We start from the raw sequence: 15,499 nt of genomic DNA, 5'->3' as shown, positions 1-15,499 counted from the left end.
CCGTCAGGTCACCGCCACCGCCGACGCGCGGGCGCTCGCCCGACCGGCGGACGCTACACCGGCGGCCAGGGGATCGCGGGCCAGTCCTCGGAGGGCAGCGGGTGCCGACCGGAGCCGCGCAGCTCGGCGACCCGGGCCCGGGTGGCGTCCAGCTCCGCCTCGGTCAGGTGCGGGGCGAGCCGCTCGGCCAGCTCGCCGTCCAGCTGCCCGGCCAGTCGGGTCAGCACCTCCAGCGCCTCGGCGGGCAGCGGATCGCCCGCCCAACCCCACAGCAGGGTGCGCAGCTTGCCCTCGGTGTTGAAGGTGACGCCGTGGTCGATGCCGTACACCCGGCCGTCGGCGGCGGGGATCAGGTGGCCGCCCTTGCGGTCGGCGTTGTTGAGCACCGCGTCCAGGACGGAGAGCCGGCGCAGCCGCCGGTCGTCGTGGTGCACCAGCAGCGCGGTGCGCCCACCCTCGACCTCGGCCCGGACGATCGGCAGCCAGCCCTCCTCCGGGCCGCGCGGGTCCTGAAGCGCGAGCAGCGGCTCGGCGCCCGGATCCGGTTCGACCCACAGCTGCACCATGCCGGGCCCGTGCGGGCCGTCGCGCAGCACCGTGGGCGGGATCAGCGCCCAGCCGGTCGCGGCGGACAGCTCGTACGCGGCGACCTCGCGCCCGGCCAGCGTGCCGTCCGGGAAGTCCCAGAGCGGGCGCTCTCCGGCCACCGGCTTGTAGACGGCCTGCGCGCTCAGCGAGCCGTGCGCGACCGTGCAGTACAGCGCGGCGTTGGAGGCGTCGGTGAGCCGGCCGTGCACGGTCAGTTCGCCCTGGTGCAGCAGCGCGAGGGCGGTGGGCACGTCGGCGGCCAGTGCGGCGGCGGCCGCCGGGTCGGCCTGCGGCGGGGTCTCGGTGTTCAGCGCCGGTAGCCGTTCGCGCGCGGGCACAGGTGGCCCTCCGGGTCGAGCGGCAGGTTGCAGAACGGACAGGGCTTGCGGCCGGCCGCGACCAGGTCCAGCGCGCGCTTGGCGAACACCCGGGCCATCGCGCCCGACAGCCGCACCCGCAGCATGTCCGGGCCGGTGTCGTCGTCGGTGAAGACGGCCTCGGCGGCCTCCTCCTCGTCCTCCTCCTCGACCAGCGCCTGCGCCTCGACCACCAGGCAGCCGTCCACGCTGTCCCAGGCCAGGGCCATGGTGCCGACCCGGAACTCCTGCTCCAGCGGCAGGTCCAGCGGGGCGGTGTCGAGCAGGTCCTTCGGGGCGGTGGCCGGGATGGTGGCGTCGCCGCCGCTGCGCCGCAGCGCCTCGTCCAGGACCTCCTCGATGCGCTCGGCGAGCGCCGCGACCTGGGTCTTCTCCAGCAGCACACTGGTGATCCGGCCCCGGGCGCTGGCCTGCAGGTAGAACGCCCTGGCACCGGGCTGGCCGACGGTGCCGGCCACGAACCGTTCGGGCTGGTCGTAGAAGAAGACCTGACGGGGCACGCTCTCGCTCCGGATCGTGTCGGTCGGCGCGGATCCGCCGTGGGGGATCGCGGGTATTCGGACTCGTTAGTCACCCTACGACCTCCGGGCTCCGGCCGGGGAGCCGAGCCGACGGCCGCGGGCGGGGTGGCACTCGGGGGCTGGGGCGGTGCCGCCCGGACGGGTGCCCGGGGCTTGCGCCTGCGGGTTCGTCCGGCGGCGGCGCGGCACGGGGCCGCGCGAGGGGGCCGCGTGGGCCGCACGGCTCAGGCGGTGCCGCCGACCACCGCGTCCCCGGCCGGGGTGGCCGGGGCCGGGCCGGCCTTCGGCGCCAGCGAGGTGAGGTCGCCGGTGTCGCCCATTCTCAGCACGAAGGGCCGGTGCGGGGTGTAGCGGATCGCGGTGACCGAGCAGGGCTCGACGCTGATCCGCTGGAAGTGGTCCAGGTGCAGGCCGAGCGCGTCGGCCACCACCGCCTTGATCACGTCGCCGTGCGAGCAGGCGATCCAGACCGCGTCCTCGCCGTGCTCGGCGGCGATCTTCGCGTTCCACTCGCGCACCGCGCTCACCGTCCGGTGGCTCAGCTCGCGCAGCGACTCGCCGCCGGGGAAGGCCGCGGCGGCCGCGTGGTCCTGCACCGTGCGCCAGAGCGGCTCCTTGGCCAGCTCGGCCAGCGGACGGCCGGTCCACTCGCCGTAGTGGCACTCCCCCAACCGTTCGTCCTCGGCCGGCGGGGCCAGCTCGGGCCGGGCGGCCAGCAGCGGCTCCAGCGTCTGCCGGCAGCGCTCCAGCGGGCTGCTGACGGCCTGCGCCAGCGGAACGCCGGCCAGGCGGTCGGCCAGCGCGGCGGCCTGGGCGCGTCCGGTGTCGTCGAGGTCCACGCCGGGGGTCCAACCGGCCAGGATCCCGGCGGTGTTCGCGGTGGAGCGGCCGTGACGGACGAGCAGCAGGGTGGGCATGGGGCTTAGCCTACGGCCTCCGGACACGGCCGTGGGGGGAGGTCACCGTCCGGTTGCCCGTCCGACCGTCGCCCGTACCGGTGGTGCCTCCGGTGGCCCGCCGTCCCGGCCGGTGGGACGGCGGGCCCGGATCCGTGTCCGGGAGCCGTGATCGGGGACAATGGCCCGCATGATCGTCCACTGCGCCGCCTACGCCGCCGGCCGCCGGATCGAGGCCCCCGAGGACCTGCCGGGCGCGCTGGCCGCCGCCCGCGCGGCCGGACCGGACGGCTTCGTCTGGATGGGCCTGTTCGAGCCGACCGCCGAGGAACTCGAGCACGTCGGCAAGGAGTTCGCGCTGCACCCGCTGGCCGTCGAGGACGCCGTCAGCGCCCACCAGCGCCCCAAGGTCGAGGCCTACCAGGGCTCGCTGTTCGTCGCCCTGAAGACCCTCGGCTACGCCCCCGGCGCGCACGTCGTCACGATCGGCGAGGTGATGGTCTTCCTCGGCCCGGACTTCGTGATGACCGTCCGGCACGGCGAGGACAGCCCGCTCGGCGGCCTGCGGGACCGGCTGGAGCAGGATCCCGAGCTGCTGCGCTACGGCCCCAGCTCGGTGCTGCACTCCGTCGCCGACACCATCGTGGACGGCTACGTCGACGTGGCCACCGCCCTCCAGGCCGACCTGGACGAGCTGGAGTCGGACATCTTCGCCCCCGGCCGGGTCGGCCGCGACACCGCCGGCCGGATCTACGGCTACAAGCGCCAGGTGATGTCCGTGCGCCGTGCCACCGGCCCCCTGCTGGAGCCGATGCTGACGCTGGAGCGCGGCGCCCGCTTCGTCCGGTCCGAGACCGCGCCCTACCTGCGGGACGTCGCCGACCACGTGGCCCGGGTGAACGACCAGGTGGACGGCATGGACCGGCTGCTGTCCGACATCCTCAACGCCAACCTGGCGCAGGTCAGCGTGCAGCAGAACAACGACATGCGGAAGATCTCGGCCTGGGCGGCGCTGGCCGCCGTGCCGACGATGATCGCGGGCGTCTACGGGATGAACTTCGACCACATGCCCGAGCTGCACCAGCCCTGGGGGTACCCGGCCGTGCTGCTGCTGATGCTCGTGGTCTGCGTCGTCCTCCACCGGGTGTTCAAGCGGCACGACTGGCTGTAGTGCCGCCCGCCCGGCCCCTCGCCGTCACGCCAGACCGGCGCGCTCCAGCGCCTCGACGCCCGTGCGCAGCGCCCGGATCCGCTCGTCCAGGGTGAAGCCGGACGGCGCCAGGGTGAGCGTGGTGACGCCCGCGTCGGCGTAGGCCTGCATCCGGTCCGCGATCCGGGCGGTGTCGCCGATCAGCGAGGTGGCGTCGATCAGGTCGTGCGGGACGGCGGCCGCGGCGCCGGCGTAGTCCTTGGCCAGGTACTTCTCCTGGATCTCGTCGGCGGCCTGCTCGTAGCCCATCCGCCGGGTCAGCTGGTTGTAGAAGTTCTTCTCCTTGCTGCCCATGCCGCCGATGTAGAGCGCGGCGTACGAACGCAGCGCGTCCGCCCCGGCCTTGACGTCCTCGCCGACGGCGAGGTTGACGGTCGGGCAGAGGTCGAAGCCCTCCAGCGTCCTGCCGCTCCTGGCGCGGCCGGCCGTCAGCGGGTCGAGGGACATCGCGGCGTGCTCGGGCGAGAAGAAGATGCCGAGCCAGCCGTCGGCGATCTCACCGGTCAGCTCCAGGTTCTTCGGGCCGATCGCGGCGATGTACAGCGGGATGTGCTCGCGCACCGGGTGCACGGTGAGCTTGATCGGCTTGCCGGGGCCGCCGGGCAGCGGCAGCGTCCAGTTCGCGCCCTCGTGGACCAGGCGCTCGCGGGACATCGCCTTGCGGATGATCTCCACGTACTCGCGGGTGCGGGCCAGCGGCTTGTCGAACCGCACGCCGTACCAGCCCTCGGACACCTGCGGGCCGGAGACGCCGAGGCCGAGCCGGAACCGGCCGCCGGAGAGGGTGTCCAGGGTCGCCGCGGTCATCGCCGTCATGGCCGGCGTGCGGGCCGGGATCTGGAAGATGGCCGAGCCGACGTCGATCCGCTCGGTCTTCGCGGCGACGTAGCTGAGCACGGTCGCGGCGTCCGAGCCGTACGCCTCCGCCGCCCAGCAGACCGCGTAGCCGAGCCGGTCCGCCTCCTGGGCCACGGCGATGTTGTCGGCGTCCATGCCGAGTCCCCAGTAGCCGAGGTTGATCCCGAGTCGCATCTGCCGCACCTTCCAGTGGGTTTGGGGGTCGGGCCGAGGGTAACCGGGCCCGCGCCGGACATGCTACTGACGGGTAGTGGTGGGCTGGGTCACAGCGGCACCACGTCGGCCCCGGTGATCCTCCTGCGGGTCTTCCCCTCTGTCCGCGCGACGGCCGCTACGCTCAGCCGACGTGGGGACCGCTCTCCCCACCTGCGCGTTCACAGGGCTGCCGGGGCTCCCGCGGCCACCGGCCAGTGGAGGGCCCGTCCGATGGAACAGCGTCACCTCGGCCGCACCGGCCTGCAGGTCTCCCGGCTCGGCCTCGGCACCATGACCTGGGGCCGCGACACCGACGAACACGAGGCCGCCGAGCAGCTCAAGGAGTTCGTCGACGCCGGCGGGAACCTGGTCGACACCGCCGACGTGTACGCCGACGGCGGCGCCGAGTACCTGCTCTCCCGGCTCACCGACAGCCTGGTCCCCCGCTCCGACCTCGTCATCGCCACCAAGGCCGGCAGCGTCCCCGGCTCCGCCCGCCGCTTCGACGGCTCGCGCGGCCACCTGCTCGCCGCCCTGGACGCCTCGCTGCGCCGCCTGGGCACCGACTACGTCGACCTCTGGCAGGTGCACTCCTTCGACCCGGCCACCCCGGTCGAGGAGACGCTCAGTGCCCTCGACATCGCCGTCACCTCGGGACGCGCCCGCTACGTCGGGGTGTGCGACTTCAGCGGCTGGCAGCTCGCCAAGGCCGCCACCTGGCAGCGCGCCCACCACGGGCGGGTGCCCTTGGCGGCGGCGCAGCTGGAGTACTCGCTGCTGCAGCGCGGGATCGAGCGGGAGGCGCTGCCCGCAGCGCTGGACGCCGGGACCGGGGTGCTGGCCGGTTCGCCGCTCGGCCGCGGGGTGCTCACCGGCAAGTACCGGCACGGCGTCCCGCAGGACTCGCGCGGCGCCTCGGCGTACCTGGCCGGCTTCGTCCAGCCGTACCTCGGGGACCGCTCGCGGCGGATCGTCGACGCCCTCGCCACCGCCGCCGACGGGCTCGCCAGCAGCCCGCTGGCGGTCGCCCTGGCCTGGGTCCGGGACCGGCCGGGGGTGGCGAGCGCGCTGGTCGGGGCGCGGACGGTGACCCAGCTGCAGGCGGCACTGTCGGTGGAGGCGCTTACGCTTCCGGGTGAGATCCGCGGCGCGCTGGACGACATCTCCTCGCCCGTGCACCGCTACCCGGACCAGGGGTGGACCGAGCTGTGAGGCCCGGGCCGGATCGCCGAGCAGAACGCGCAGTGGAGTGACCTTTGGAGCGGACGACGATGACTGACACGGGCAACGGCGCTCCGGGGGACGCCGAGAAGGCCGCGAAGTTCGCGCAGCTGGCGGAGCAGATCCGGGGGATGGCGCCGTTCAAGTCGCCGGGCACGCCGCCGCCGGTCGAACTCCCGGAGCCGACGGCCGGGCCGGAGGCCGAGGAGGCCGACGAATCCGCCGAATCCGCCGAGACTCCGGAGGCCCTCGCACCCCGGGTGCCGACTCAGGTCCCCGCCCCGACGCCCGCCGCGCCCCGTCCGGCCGCACCCGCCCCTGCCCGGGCCGCCGCGCCCGCTCCGGTGGACGCCGACACGCTCCGGGCCGTCGCCGAGGTGCTGGCCGCCGGCGGCGCCCCCGCCGACCTCGCGGCGCCCGCCGTGGCCGCCCTCGGCGGCGACGCCGCCGAGCGGCTGCGCGAGGACCCGTGGGCGGTGCTCGGCCTGCCCGGTGTCCGCCCGGAGCACGCGGACGGCTTCGCCCGGGGCCTGCTCGGTGCCGAGGCCCGGCCCGAGGACCCCCGCCGCGCCCACGCGCTGGTGCTGTGGCTGCTGGCCCAGGCGTCCCTGCGCGGGGACTCGGCCCTGGAACTCAACGAGGTGGCGGCCGAGCTCGGCCGACTCCGCGTGCCCGACCCGGCCGGCGCGATCGGTGCCGCCGTGGACGAGGGGCAGGTGCTGCCCTTCCAGGAGGAACTGACCGGCGCCGAGGGGCGCAGCGCGCAGAGCGACGACGAGGAGGAGGTCCCGACCCGGACCCTGCTCGCCCTGGAGGGGCTGGCGATGGCGGAGGTCAGCCTCGCCGAGAAGCTGCTTCAGCTGATGGCCACCTTCGTCCCGGGCGGGGACGCGGCGGAGGAAGCGGCCGAGGAGTCCGGGGAGAAGAGCTCCCCCGCCGCCTGGGAGGCCGCCGCCGAGGCCGCGCCGTCCTCCTCCGCCACCGCCCTGGTCCGCGCCGTCGCCGACAGCGCGCTGGTGCTGCACACCGGCGGCGAGGCGGCCCGCGCCGAACCGGCCGCACTGATCGCCGCAGCCCGGGGCCTCGGGCTGCGGGCCTGCGCCACCACCTGGACCGACCAGGGCCGGGACTCCTTCGCCGCGCTCGCCGGGGGCGGGACGGCCGGGGCGGACGCCCCCGTGGTCACCCTCGCCGAGCTGCTCTCCGGCGCCGCCGGCCCCGGCCGCGCGCCGGACGGCACGCTCGCGCTGGACCTCCTGGTCGTCCTGGACGCCCCCCTGCTGGACGTCGAACTGGCCGCGACCGTCCTGGAGTCGCTCGCCGACGGCACCCGGCTGGTGCTCAGCGGCGACCCGGGCCAGCTCTGGTCCGCCGGGCCCGGCCGCGTCTTCGCCGACCTGCTGGCCGCCAAGGTCTGCCCGGCGGTCGCCTCCCGCACCCCGGACTTCGGCCCGATCGGAGAGCTGGTGTCCGGCGTCGGCATCGGCGAGCTCCAGCAGGTCGAGGCGCCGGACAAGGAGGTGGTCATCCTGACCGCCAAGGACGCCGGCGAGGCCGTCCACCGTGCCGTCCAGCTGCTCACCGACTCCATCCCGCGCGCCCTCGGCATCCCCGCCGAGCAGGTGGTGCTGCTCACCCCGGGCCACGGCGGCGCGGCCGGCACCCGGGCACTGAACGCCGCCGCCAAGGCGCGGCTCAACCCCGGCCCGGGCCGGTTCGCCGGCTTCGACCCGGGTGACCGGGTGGTCGACTCCCCCGCGCCCGGAATCACCCGCCCGGCCCGGGTGCTGGACGGCGACGCCACCGGTCTGCACCTGGAGTACGCGGACGGCTCGCGCCGGACGGTCCCGCCCGCCGAGGCCTCCCGGCTGCGGCACGGCTGGGCGCTGACGGTCCACCAGGCCCTCGGCCGCCGCTGGCCGGGCGCGGTGGTGGTGCTCCCGGAGGACGCCGCCCCGGCGCTCACCCGGCAGTGGGTCTACACCGCCTTCGGCCGGGGCGAGCGGCACCTGTCCGTGGTGCACGCGGCGGGCCCGGCGCTCGTCCAGGCCGTCGCCGAGCGCCCGGCGCAGCCGCGTACCACCCGGCTGCGGTCGGTCCTCGCCGAGAACACCGCCTCGGAGTACTGAGGCTCCGGTTCCGCCGAGGTCCGGTACCGCTGCGACCCGGCGCCGCCGAGGCGGACGCGCGACGGGCGGGCCCCACTGGTCGTGGGGCCCGCCCGTCGTCCGTCCCGGACGGGTCAGTCGTCCGGGTCCTCGTCGTCGTAGACCTCGCTCACGTCGAACCGGCAGATCAGCAGCTGCGGATCGGCGTGCTCGAAGGGCTCCGGCAGCCACTCCCCCGGCTCGGTCGGTTCGGCGGCCGCGACCCAGAGCGTCGAGTCGGCCTCCTCCAGGCCGAACTCCTCGCTGCGGGCGGCGATCTCGTCCGGTTCGTACTCGCCGAACAGCACCCCGATCGCGGCGTTCACGCCGCTCGCGCCGGCGCCGCCCGGGGTCAGCGACTCGTCCAGCCGCTCGGCCTGGGCGCGCAACCGCTTGGGGTCGACCACGTGGTAGTCGCGGCGGATCAACACGCTGATCGCCTCGGGCTGTTCGGGGCCGTGGTACCCGCCGGGCCCCTCGTCCCCGGGGATCTCGAAGGGCGTGACCTCGTCGTAGGCCTCGTACAGGAGCTGGTCGTAGGCGATGGCCGCCGTCGCGAGCTGCTCGTAGGCGGCGGACACGGCGGGATCATCGGCTGCGTTGGGGCTTGACACCGCTTCCAGATGACGGTCGATGGCGGCCTTGACCGCCTCAGCGGCGGCGCGTACCTCGGCAATGGTGGGCTGCGCGGCATCAGACATGGTGCAGACGCTATCTCCCCGCGGCGGCGGTACGCACAGCGGTTGTCACCTACACCCGCGATTTCACCGCAACTTCCCCCCTGATGTCCGATCTGCACAGGTACGTCCCCCTGCGGTACCGGCGTGGAGCGGGCGCAGAGGGCGCGCGGCGGGGCCGACGGGGCCGTCCCGGCCCCGCTTCGTGCGCCGGGATCGGGGTATCCCCTCCACAGCAGCAACAGAACTGATGCACTGTCAGTCGATCCCCCGGGTCGCGGGCCCCGGGCCGCCGCTTCCGCCCGGGAGGACGGCCGGAAATACCCGGGCCGACTGTCCGGGGCAGGCCGTAGGCTTGCCCGAAGGTGATCCCCCAGGAGGAGCGTTTTGACCCCACGCAAGCCGGTCCGGCAGCCGGAGTACGAGTACCAGTCGCTGCGCATGCCGCGCGGGACGACGCGCAGCGCGGCCCGCCAACTACTCACCGAGCACGCCGAGTACGGGCACTGGGAGCTCGACCGGCTGAGGCTGTTCCCCGACGGCAGCCGGACGGTCCGGCTCAAGCGGAGGATCATCCGCCAGGTCCGCAGCTGGTGAGGGGCGGCTCGCGCCGCACCGGGCGGGGGCCGGCACCGAAGCCTCACGCACCCGCGGCCGCCGGACGTACGGGCGGCCGCGGGTGCGTCGTCTCCACGGCGGGTGCGCGCGGCCCCGGGTGAGGCGCGCGGCTCAGCCGGTCAGCGGGCCCCGGCGCGGGCGCGGCGGTAGAGCACGCCGCCGCCGAGCAGCAGCGCGAGGCCGGCCGCGCCGAGCAGCTCGACGTCGCCGGCACCGGTGGAGGCCAGCTGGCTGCCGACGGGGGCACCCGGCGCGGTGGCGGCCGGGGCCGTGCGGTCGGCGACCGGAACGGCCTGGACGCTCGGGGCGCCATGCGCGGCCGGGGCACTGGTCGGGGTGGTCGGGGTCCCGGTGGACGGACCACCGTTGCGCGGGTAGCCCGGGGTGGTCTCACCGCCGGTCTGCGGCGGGGTCGTGGCCGGCGGCGTCGTGGCCGGCGGGCTCGGGTGGCTGCTCTCGGGGCAGTCGTCGCTCGGCTTCGGGGCGGGAGCCGGGGCGGGGTGCGCCACGTTGTCGCAGCCGTTGCCGAAGGCGGGGTTGCCGACGCCGACCACGTTGACGGAGTTTCCGCAGGCGTTGACCGGGACGTGCACCGGAGCCTGGACGCTGTTGCCGGAGGCGACGCCGGGCGAGTGGGCGGCGGTGCCGGAGGCGGAGGAGCCCGCGGCGGTGGTGCCCCGGTTCCCGCCGGCGCCGGAGCCGTCGGTGCCGCCGGCCCAGCCGGACTGACCACCCTGGGGGGCCGCGTGACGACCGCCGCTGACGTTGGCGCAGTGGTTGCCGAACGACGGGTTCAGCGCCCCGACCACGTCGACCGTGTTGCCGCACGCGTTGATCGGCACCTCGACCGGGACCTGCACCGAGTTGCCCGAGGCGACACCCGGGGAGCCGACCGCACCCCCTTGTGCCTCGGCGCCCGCGTAGGCGTAGCCGGCGGTCGAGGCCAGCACACCGCCGGCGGCCACGGCCGTGAGGATCCCCTTCTTGGCTACATTCCTCATATTTTCCCCTGACGTTTCGAGACGAGATGGTGACGCTTGACGTGAACCTTATGAAAGTCGGAATTTTGATACATCCGTAAATCACGCAAGGCATTCGGCTGCACAGGAGTTAACGAGGGGCGAACGGGGAGGTTGGGCCGATTGCGGCAACTTCACCCGATCGAGCGATCGTGTCGTCGATCGTGTATCAGGGCCGACCGGAACCGGTCGGACACGCGAACGCCCCCGGTGCGGCGCGTCCGCCGCCCGGGGGCCGGGTCGAGTCCACTCAACAGGCCTCAGCGGCCCGGAGGTCGGCTCAGAAGTTGGCGCAGTGGTTGCCGAACGCCGGGTTCAGCACGCCGATCACGCTGACGGTGTTGCCGCAGGCGTTCACCGGAACGTGCACCGGGACCTGGACCAGGTTGCCGGAAGCGATGCCCGGGGAGCCCAGAGCCGCACCCTCGGCACCGGCGCCGCCGTGAGCGGACGCCACACCGGCGGCGGCGAGGACCAGGCCACCGGTGGCGGCGGCGACGGCGGCGATCTTCTTGACCTTCATCATTCCTCCTGTATGGACAACGCAACCCGTTCGGCGGGCTGCACAGGGATGAACGACGCTGCGGCCAAACGGGGTACGGAACAGATTTCCCATTCACTCGCAACGGTGAGGTCTCGCACATATGGTCGGCGCGAATTTCAGGGAAGAATCGTTTCTCTGGATCTCCCTGAACCCGTCCCACAATCATCCGCTCCGACAATGCGGTCGGCCCGCCCCCGGCACCCCGGGAACGGGCCGACCCAGTCGTCTGATCAGCGGGCGCCCGACGAGGAGGCGTCTGATCAGCAGCGGTCCGATCAGCAGGCGTCGATGAACCGGTCCAGCACCCGGACGCCGAACTTCAGGCCGTCCACCGGCACCCGCTCGTCCACGCCGTGGAACATCCCGGCGAAGTCCAGCTCCGGCGGCAGCTGCAGCGGCGCGAAGCCGAAGCAGCGGATCCCCAGGTCCTGGAAGGACTTGGCGTCCGTCCCGCCCGAGAGGCAGTACGGCACCGCGCGGGCGATCGGGTCCTCCGCCCGCAGCGCGGTCTGCATCGCCTCGACCAGCGCGCCGTCGAACCCGGTCTCGATCGCCTTGTCCGAGTGCAGGCTCTCGCGCTTCACGCGCGGGCCGAGCACGCTGTCCAGCTCCGCCAGGAACTCCTCCTCGTAGCCGGGCAGGAAGCGGCCGTCCACATGGGCGGTGGCCTGACCGGGGATCACGTTCACCTTGTAGCCGGCACCGAGCATGGTCGGCTGGGCGGTGTTGCGCAGCGTGGTGCCGATCATCTTGGCGATGCCGCCGAGCACGCGCAGCGTCTCGTCCATGTTCTCGGGGTCCAGCTCGACCCCGAGCGCGTCCGACAGCTCGTCCAGGAACGCCCGGACGGTCTTGGTGATCCGCAGCGGGAACTGGTGCCGGCCGAGCCGGGCGACCGCCTCGCACAGCTCGGTGATCGCGTTGTCGTCGTTCTCCATCGAGCCGTGCCCGGCCCGGCCCTCGACCGTCAGGCGCATCCAGTGCATGCCCTTCTCGGCCGTCTCCACCAGGTAGAGGCGCACCTGGTCGTTGACGGTGAAGGAGAAGCCGCCGACCTCGCCGATCGCCTCGGTCACGCCCTCGAACAGCCCGGGGTGCTTGTCGACCAGGAAGCGCGCGCCGAAGGTGCCACCGGCCTCCTCGTCCGCGAGGAAGGCCAGCACGATGTCGCGCGGGGGCTTGCGCCCGGTGCGCAGCCGGTCACGGATGACCGCCAGGGTCATCGCGTCCATGTCCTTCATGTCGACCGCGCCGCGGCCCCAGACGCAGCCGTCGGCGATCTCGCCGCCGAACGGGTCGTACGTCCAGTCCGCGGCGTTGGCCGGCACCACGTCGGTGTGGCCGTGGATCAGCAGGCCCGGGCGGGAGCGGTCCTCGCCCTCGATCCGCACCACCGTCGAAGCCCGGCCCTTGGCCGATTCGAAGATCTGGGGCTCGACCCCGAACTCGGCGAGCTGCTCGGCGACGTACTCGGCCGCCTTGCGCTCGCCCGGGCCGGAGCCGTCGCCGTAGTTGCTGGTGTCGATCCGGATCAGATCGCGACAGATCCCGGCGACCTCCGACTCAGCCGTCACCCTCGGCGCCGTCGACTCGCTCCGCTCGCTCACGGTCACTCCTCGTCTCTGGCCCGCACCGACGCACCAGCGCGCCACCCCCGGGACCTGCACCCGGGCCGTACGAGCACGTCCGCCCATCCTCCCCCAGCCCCCGACCCGGATCCACCCCCCGCACGGCCCCGAAACCCCCTGGTCACGCCCCCGCCACACGCCGACCCTTGCTCCCGCCACCCGGCCCGCCCCCGGCCCGGAAACCGTTTTGGGAGCCCAAGCCGATCTTTGCTACAGTTACATCTGTCAGCGCGACGGACGAGAGATCGGAAGCCGCGAGGACGACACCCGGTCCGGGTGGCGGAATGGCAGACGCGCTAGCTTGAGGTGCTAGTGCCCTTTATCGGGCGTGGGGGTTCAAGTCCCCCCTCGGACACCGGCAGGAACCCCAGATTCGTCTGGGGTTCTTTTCGTTTCGGGCCCCGGTGGGCTCGGCGGGCTCGATGTTCGGATCGACCCGGGAACCGGCCCAACTGCGGCACCTCCGCCTGCGGCTGGTGGAGAACCAGCAGCGGATCGAGCGGTACCTCGGGCGGCCGACGTCACGGGGGCGCTCCGGGCCCGGCCGCTCCGGCGCGGTGGGCCTCCGCCCGGTGCCACTCCCGACGGCCGCGGAGTGCCTCGCCGGTGATGAACGCCGTCACCGTGGCCACGATCAGCAGGGGCATCGCCTCGGCCGCCTCGGCGCCGAGGAGGGCGGTGGCGAGGACGGCGCTGGTGACCGGCAGACGGGTGACGGCGGCTCCGGAGGCGGCCAGGCCGACGGCCAGGGCGGGTGCGGTGCCGAAGCCGGGCAGCGGTGCGCAGGCCACGCCGAGCGCGGCGCCGAGCAGGATCGCCGGGAAGATCGGGCCGCCGCGCAGGCTGCCGAGCGCGATCGACCAGCCGAGGCCCTTGCAGAGCACGAGGGCCAGCAGCGCACCGATCGGCCAGGCGGCCGGGTCGGCGGCCAGTGCGCCGAGGGTGGCCTGGCCGGAGAGCGCGGCCTCCTCCGGTGAGCGGTCGGTGAGCAGGGCGTAGAGCGCGATGCAACCGCCGACGGCGACCGCGCACAGCACCGTGCGGGCGGCGGTCATCCGGGCGGTGTCCGCCGCGGTGAAGGCCTTGACCCGCCGGCCTAGCGTCTGCCCGGCCACGCAGACCAGGGCGACGGCGGCGGCGAGCGGGACGCCCCACAGGAAGTCGCCCGGGTCGGGGGGGCCGGTGCTGGGCACCTGCGGGAGTGAGAGCGCGCCGATCGCCAGGCCGGTCCAGTGGCCGAAGCCGGTGAACACCAGGGCACCGACACCGCTGGCCAGCAGGCTGGGCAGGATCAGCGCGATCAGCTGCGGGCCGCCCAGCCCGGCCGCCTCGATCAGCATCACCGCGGCCACCAGCGGGCTGCCGAAGATGGTGGAGATCGCGGCGGCCGCGCCCGCCGTGCCCAACACCGCGACCAGCTGCGGCTGTTCGGCGCGTCTGGCGGAGCGGACGGCGAGCAGGGCGAGCCCGCCACCGAGCGCCATCAGTGGCGCCTCCGGGCCGAGCACCGCGCCGAGCGGCAGACAGGCGAGTGCGGCCAGCACCACGCCGGGGACGGCCCGCGGCGGGGTGGGTGGGCCGCCGATCCCGTCCACCGGGACGTGCCCGCCGTTCCCGGGCAGCCGGGTGACGACCGGGGCGAGCAGCAGTCCGGCCAGCAGCAGCGCGGGCAACGGCCACCACCAGGGGGCGCGGCCGTAGCCGGCGGTCTCCGGCAGGCTCTCCCAGATCCAGTGCTGGAGTTGGTGCTCCAGACCGACGAAGCCGAAGGCGGCCAGCGAGACCGGGATGCCGACCAGCGCCGAGACCAGCAGCAGGCCGAGGTAGCCCTTGTGCAGCAGCACGTCGCGCAGGGTCGGACCGCCGTCGTGCTGCGGGGGCGTCCCCGGCATGGCCGCTCCTTCGCGCCGGCGGGCCGCCGCCGCTCGGGGCCCGTCCTGCGACCGAGTCTCGCCCGGGGCCGGGAGCGCCGCACGGCGCGCGGGCCGTCGGCCGGGCAACGGCCGGAGCGCGGTGCCGCCGGACGGGTGAGTCGGAGCGCGGCCCGGCGGAGCACGACGCGGCGCAGTACGACGCGGCGAGCGCGCCGTCGGAACCGCTCAGACCTGGCGGGTCTCGCCGCCGAGGGCGCTCTCGATGCCCTGGACCATCCGCCACAGCGGCGCCCGCCGGCTGGCGACCAGGACGACCACCTCGTCGGCCTCGCCGTCGCCGGCGGGATCGGACGGACGGTCGCTCCACGTGCCGGTGACGAAGGCCATCGCGGCGTCCACCTCGGCCACCCAGTCGCTCTCCCCGCCCGAGCGCAGCCAGGTGCGCAGGGCGTGGTTGTGCGCGGCGACGACGGCCGCGGCGATGACGTCCGCCCGCAGCGGGCCGTCCGGGCGGTCGGCGAAGCGGTCGCGCAGGTAGGCGGCCAGGGTGTGCTCGTAGCGCCAGACCACCGACAGCTCGTACGCCCGCAGGCCCGGCACCTTGCGGGTGAGCCGGTAGCGCTGGACGGAGAAGGAGGGCTGCTCGGCGTACATCCGCAGGACCAGGCGGGCCGCGTCGCAGGCGTGCTTGACCGGGTCCTCCTCACCGCTGCCGGACTCCAGGAACTCCGTCATCTCGGCGAGGCTGCGCTCGTGGTCGGGGAAGACCACGTCCTCCTTCGCCGGGAAGTAGCGGAAGAAGGAGCGCCGGCCGACGCCGGCCAGCGACACGATGTCGTCGATGGTGGTCTGCTCGAAGCCGCGCTCCAGGAAGAGCTCGAAGGCCGCGGCCACCAACGCCTCGCGCATCGCGGGCTTGTTGGGCCCGTCGTTCATGGGCAGGTCCTGCTCTTCCTTCTCGCTCATTCTCCGGAACTTAACACCGGCGCACCGCGGGGACACCGACGGCCGGACCGCGCATTGCGGCCGGCCCGTCGGGGCAGGTCAGGCCTGGTTACGGGAGGTTGCGGGCCATCACGATGCGCTGGACCTGGTTGGTGCCCTCGTAGATCTGCGTGATCTTCGC

At 74.4% G+C, this 15,499-nt stretch carries 14 protein-coding genes and 1 tRNA gene; 5 read left to right on the top strand and 10 right to left on the bottom strand.

From position 1 onward, the window contains the following. Positions 1-53: 53 nt before the first annotated feature. The 3 genes from ACIRD3_RS16255 to ACIRD3_RS16245 form a co-directional block, all read right to left on the bottom strand. Positions 54-851, bottom strand: a complete 798-nt coding sequence (locus ACIRD3_RS16255; protein ID WP_402217040.1) for an SCO1664 family protein — start codon at positions 849-851, stop codon at positions 54-56. Between the two features lie 44 nt (positions 852-895). Continuing rightward, complete coding sequence (locus tag ACIRD3_RS16250) at positions 896-1,465, bottom strand: DUF3090 domain-containing protein (RefSeq protein ID WP_402216402.1); 570 nt, start codon at positions 1,463-1,465, stop codon at positions 896-898. A gap of 245 nt (positions 1,466-1,710) precedes the next feature. Continuing rightward, the gene (locus tag ACIRD3_RS16245) at positions 1,711-2,403 is read right to left on the bottom strand and encodes a histidine phosphatase family protein (protein WP_402216400.1); all 693 of its coding nucleotides are present in this window, start codon (positions 2,401-2,403) and stop codon (positions 1,711-1,713) included. A 169-nt stretch (positions 2,404-2,572) separates the two neighbouring features. On the opposite strand from ACIRD3_RS16245, the gene ACIRD3_RS16240 reads away from it, so the two are divergent. Further along, a complete protein-coding gene (locus tag ACIRD3_RS16240; RefSeq protein WP_402216397.1) occupies positions 2,573-3,553 on the top strand; it encodes a magnesium and cobalt transport protein CorA in 981 nt (326 codons plus the stop codon). A 24-nt stretch (positions 3,554-3,577) separates the two neighbouring features. Here the strand turns inward: ACIRD3_RS16240 and ACIRD3_RS16235 are convergent, their stop codons facing one another. Next, positions 3,578-4,624: an LLM class F420-dependent oxidoreductase gene (locus ACIRD3_RS16235; protein WP_402216395.1), complete on the bottom strand. Its 1,047-nt coding sequence runs from the start codon at positions 4,622-4,624 to the stop codon at positions 3,578-3,580. 252 nt (positions 4,625-4,876) lie between these two features. Between ACIRD3_RS16235 and ACIRD3_RS16230 the strand changes: the two genes are divergently transcribed. Both ACIRD3_RS16230 and ACIRD3_RS16225 read left to right on the top strand, forming a co-directional pair. Continuing rightward, positions 4,877-5,857, top strand: coding sequence for an aldo/keto reductase (locus ACIRD3_RS16230; protein WP_402216392.1), 981 nt, complete (start codon positions 4,877-4,879; stop codon positions 5,855-5,857). Between the two features lie 59 nt (positions 5,858-5,916). After that, on the top strand, positions 5,917-7,995 hold the full coding sequence (locus ACIRD3_RS16225) for a helix-hairpin-helix domain-containing protein (RefSeq protein ID WP_402216389.1): 2,079 nt from the start codon (positions 5,917-5,919) through the stop codon (positions 7,993-7,995). Between the two features lie 113 nt (positions 7,996-8,108). On the opposite strand, the gene ACIRD3_RS16220 is transcribed toward ACIRD3_RS16225, so the two are convergent. Continuing rightward, entirely contained in the window at positions 8,109-8,714 is a 606-nt protein-coding gene (locus tag ACIRD3_RS16220; RefSeq protein WP_402216387.1) for a hypothetical protein, read from the bottom strand. Between the two features lie 363 nt (positions 8,715-9,077). Between ACIRD3_RS16220 and ACIRD3_RS16215 the strand changes: the two genes are divergently transcribed. Further along, positions 9,078-9,287, top strand: a complete 210-nt coding sequence (locus ACIRD3_RS16215; protein ID WP_402216385.1) for a DUF5703 family protein — start codon at positions 9,078-9,080, stop codon at positions 9,285-9,287. A 140-nt stretch (positions 9,288-9,427) separates the two neighbouring features. Here ACIRD3_RS16215 and ACIRD3_RS16210 read toward each other — a convergent pair whose 3' ends face one another. The 3 genes from ACIRD3_RS16210 to ACIRD3_RS16200 form a co-directional block, all read right to left on the bottom strand. Next, entirely contained in the window at positions 9,428-10,309 is an 882-nt protein-coding gene (locus ACIRD3_RS16210) for a chaplin (RefSeq protein ID WP_402216383.1), read from the bottom strand. 298 nt (positions 10,310-10,607) lie between these two features. Then, positions 10,608-10,850 (bottom strand): chaplin, encoded by a 243-nt coding sequence (locus ACIRD3_RS16205; protein ID WP_402216381.1) that lies wholly within the window; start codon positions 10,848-10,850, stop codon positions 10,608-10,610. Positions 10,851-11,146: 296 nt separating this feature from the next. Further along, a complete protein-coding gene (locus ACIRD3_RS16200; protein ID WP_402216378.1) occupies positions 11,147-12,478 on the bottom strand; it encodes a M20/M25/M40 family metallo-hydrolase in 1,332 nt (443 codons plus the stop codon). A 291-nt stretch (positions 12,479-12,769) separates the two neighbouring features. Here ACIRD3_RS16200 and ACIRD3_RS16195 point away from each other — a divergent pair. Further along, a tRNA-Leu gene (locus ACIRD3_RS16195) sits at positions 12,770-12,854 on the top strand. A gap of 166 nt (positions 12,855-13,020) precedes the next feature. On the opposite strand, the gene ACIRD3_RS16190 is transcribed toward ACIRD3_RS16195, so the two are convergent. Both ACIRD3_RS16190 and ACIRD3_RS16185 read right to left on the bottom strand, forming a co-directional pair. Continuing rightward, complete coding sequence (locus ACIRD3_RS16190; protein WP_402216375.1) at positions 13,021-14,391, bottom strand: chloride channel protein; 1,371 nt, start codon at positions 14,389-14,391, stop codon at positions 13,021-13,023. A gap of 207 nt (positions 14,392-14,598) precedes the next feature. Then, the gene (locus tag ACIRD3_RS16185; protein ID WP_402217039.1) at positions 14,599-15,282 is read right to left on the bottom strand and encodes a TetR family transcriptional regulator; all 684 of its coding nucleotides are present in this window, start codon (positions 15,280-15,282) and stop codon (positions 14,599-14,601) included. Between the last annotated feature and the right edge of the window lie 217 nt (positions 15,283-15,499).

This window comes from Kitasatospora sp. NPDC093550, from assembly GCF_044764985.1.
GTDB lineage: Bacteria > Actinomycetota > Actinomycetes > Streptomycetales > Streptomycetaceae > Kitasatospora.
The sequence above is the reverse complement of the archived record's forward strand: the minus strand, read 5'-3'. Positions and strand labels throughout refer to the sequence as shown.

Excerpts from the sequence above, each read along its gene's own strand:
- ACIRD3_RS16230 (WP_402216392.1), top strand. The coding sequence starts at position 4,877 with ATGGAACAGCGTCACCTCGGCCGCACCGGCCTGCAGGTCTCCCGGCTC.
- ACIRD3_RS16210 (WP_402216383.1), bottom strand. The coding sequence starts at position 10,309 with ATGAGGAATGTAGCCAAGAAGGGGATCCTCACGGCCGTGGCCGCCGGC.
- ACIRD3_RS16220 (WP_402216387.1), bottom strand. The coding sequence starts at position 8,714 with ATGTCTGATGCCGCGCAGCCCACCATTGCCGAGGTACGCGCCGCCGCT.
- ACIRD3_RS16205 (WP_402216381.1), bottom strand. The coding sequence starts at position 10,850 with ATGAAGGTCAAGAAGATCGCCGCCGTCGCCGCCGCCACCGGTGGCCTG.
- ACIRD3_RS16190 (WP_402216375.1), bottom strand. The coding sequence starts at position 14,391 with ATGCCGGGGACGCCCCCGCAGCACGACGGCGGTCCGACCCTGCGCGAC.
- ACIRD3_RS16240 (WP_402216397.1), top strand. The coding sequence starts at position 2,573 with ATGATCGTCCACTGCGCCGCCTACGCCGCCGGCCGCCGGATCGAGGCC.
- ACIRD3_RS16185 (WP_402217039.1), bottom strand. The coding sequence starts at position 15,282 with ATGCGCGAGGCGTTGGTGGCCGCGGCCTTCGAGCTCTTCCTGGAGCGC.
- ACIRD3_RS16235 (WP_402216395.1), bottom strand. The coding sequence starts at position 4,624 with ATGCGACTCGGGATCAACCTCGGCTACTGGGGACTCGGCATGGACGCC.
- ACIRD3_RS16225 (WP_402216389.1), top strand. The coding sequence starts at position 5,917 with ATGACTGACACGGGCAACGGCGCTCCGGGGGACGCCGAGAAGGCCGCG.
- ACIRD3_RS16245 (WP_402216400.1), bottom strand. The coding sequence starts at position 2,403 with ATGCCCACCCTGCTGCTCGTCCGTCACGGCCGCTCCACCGCGAACACC.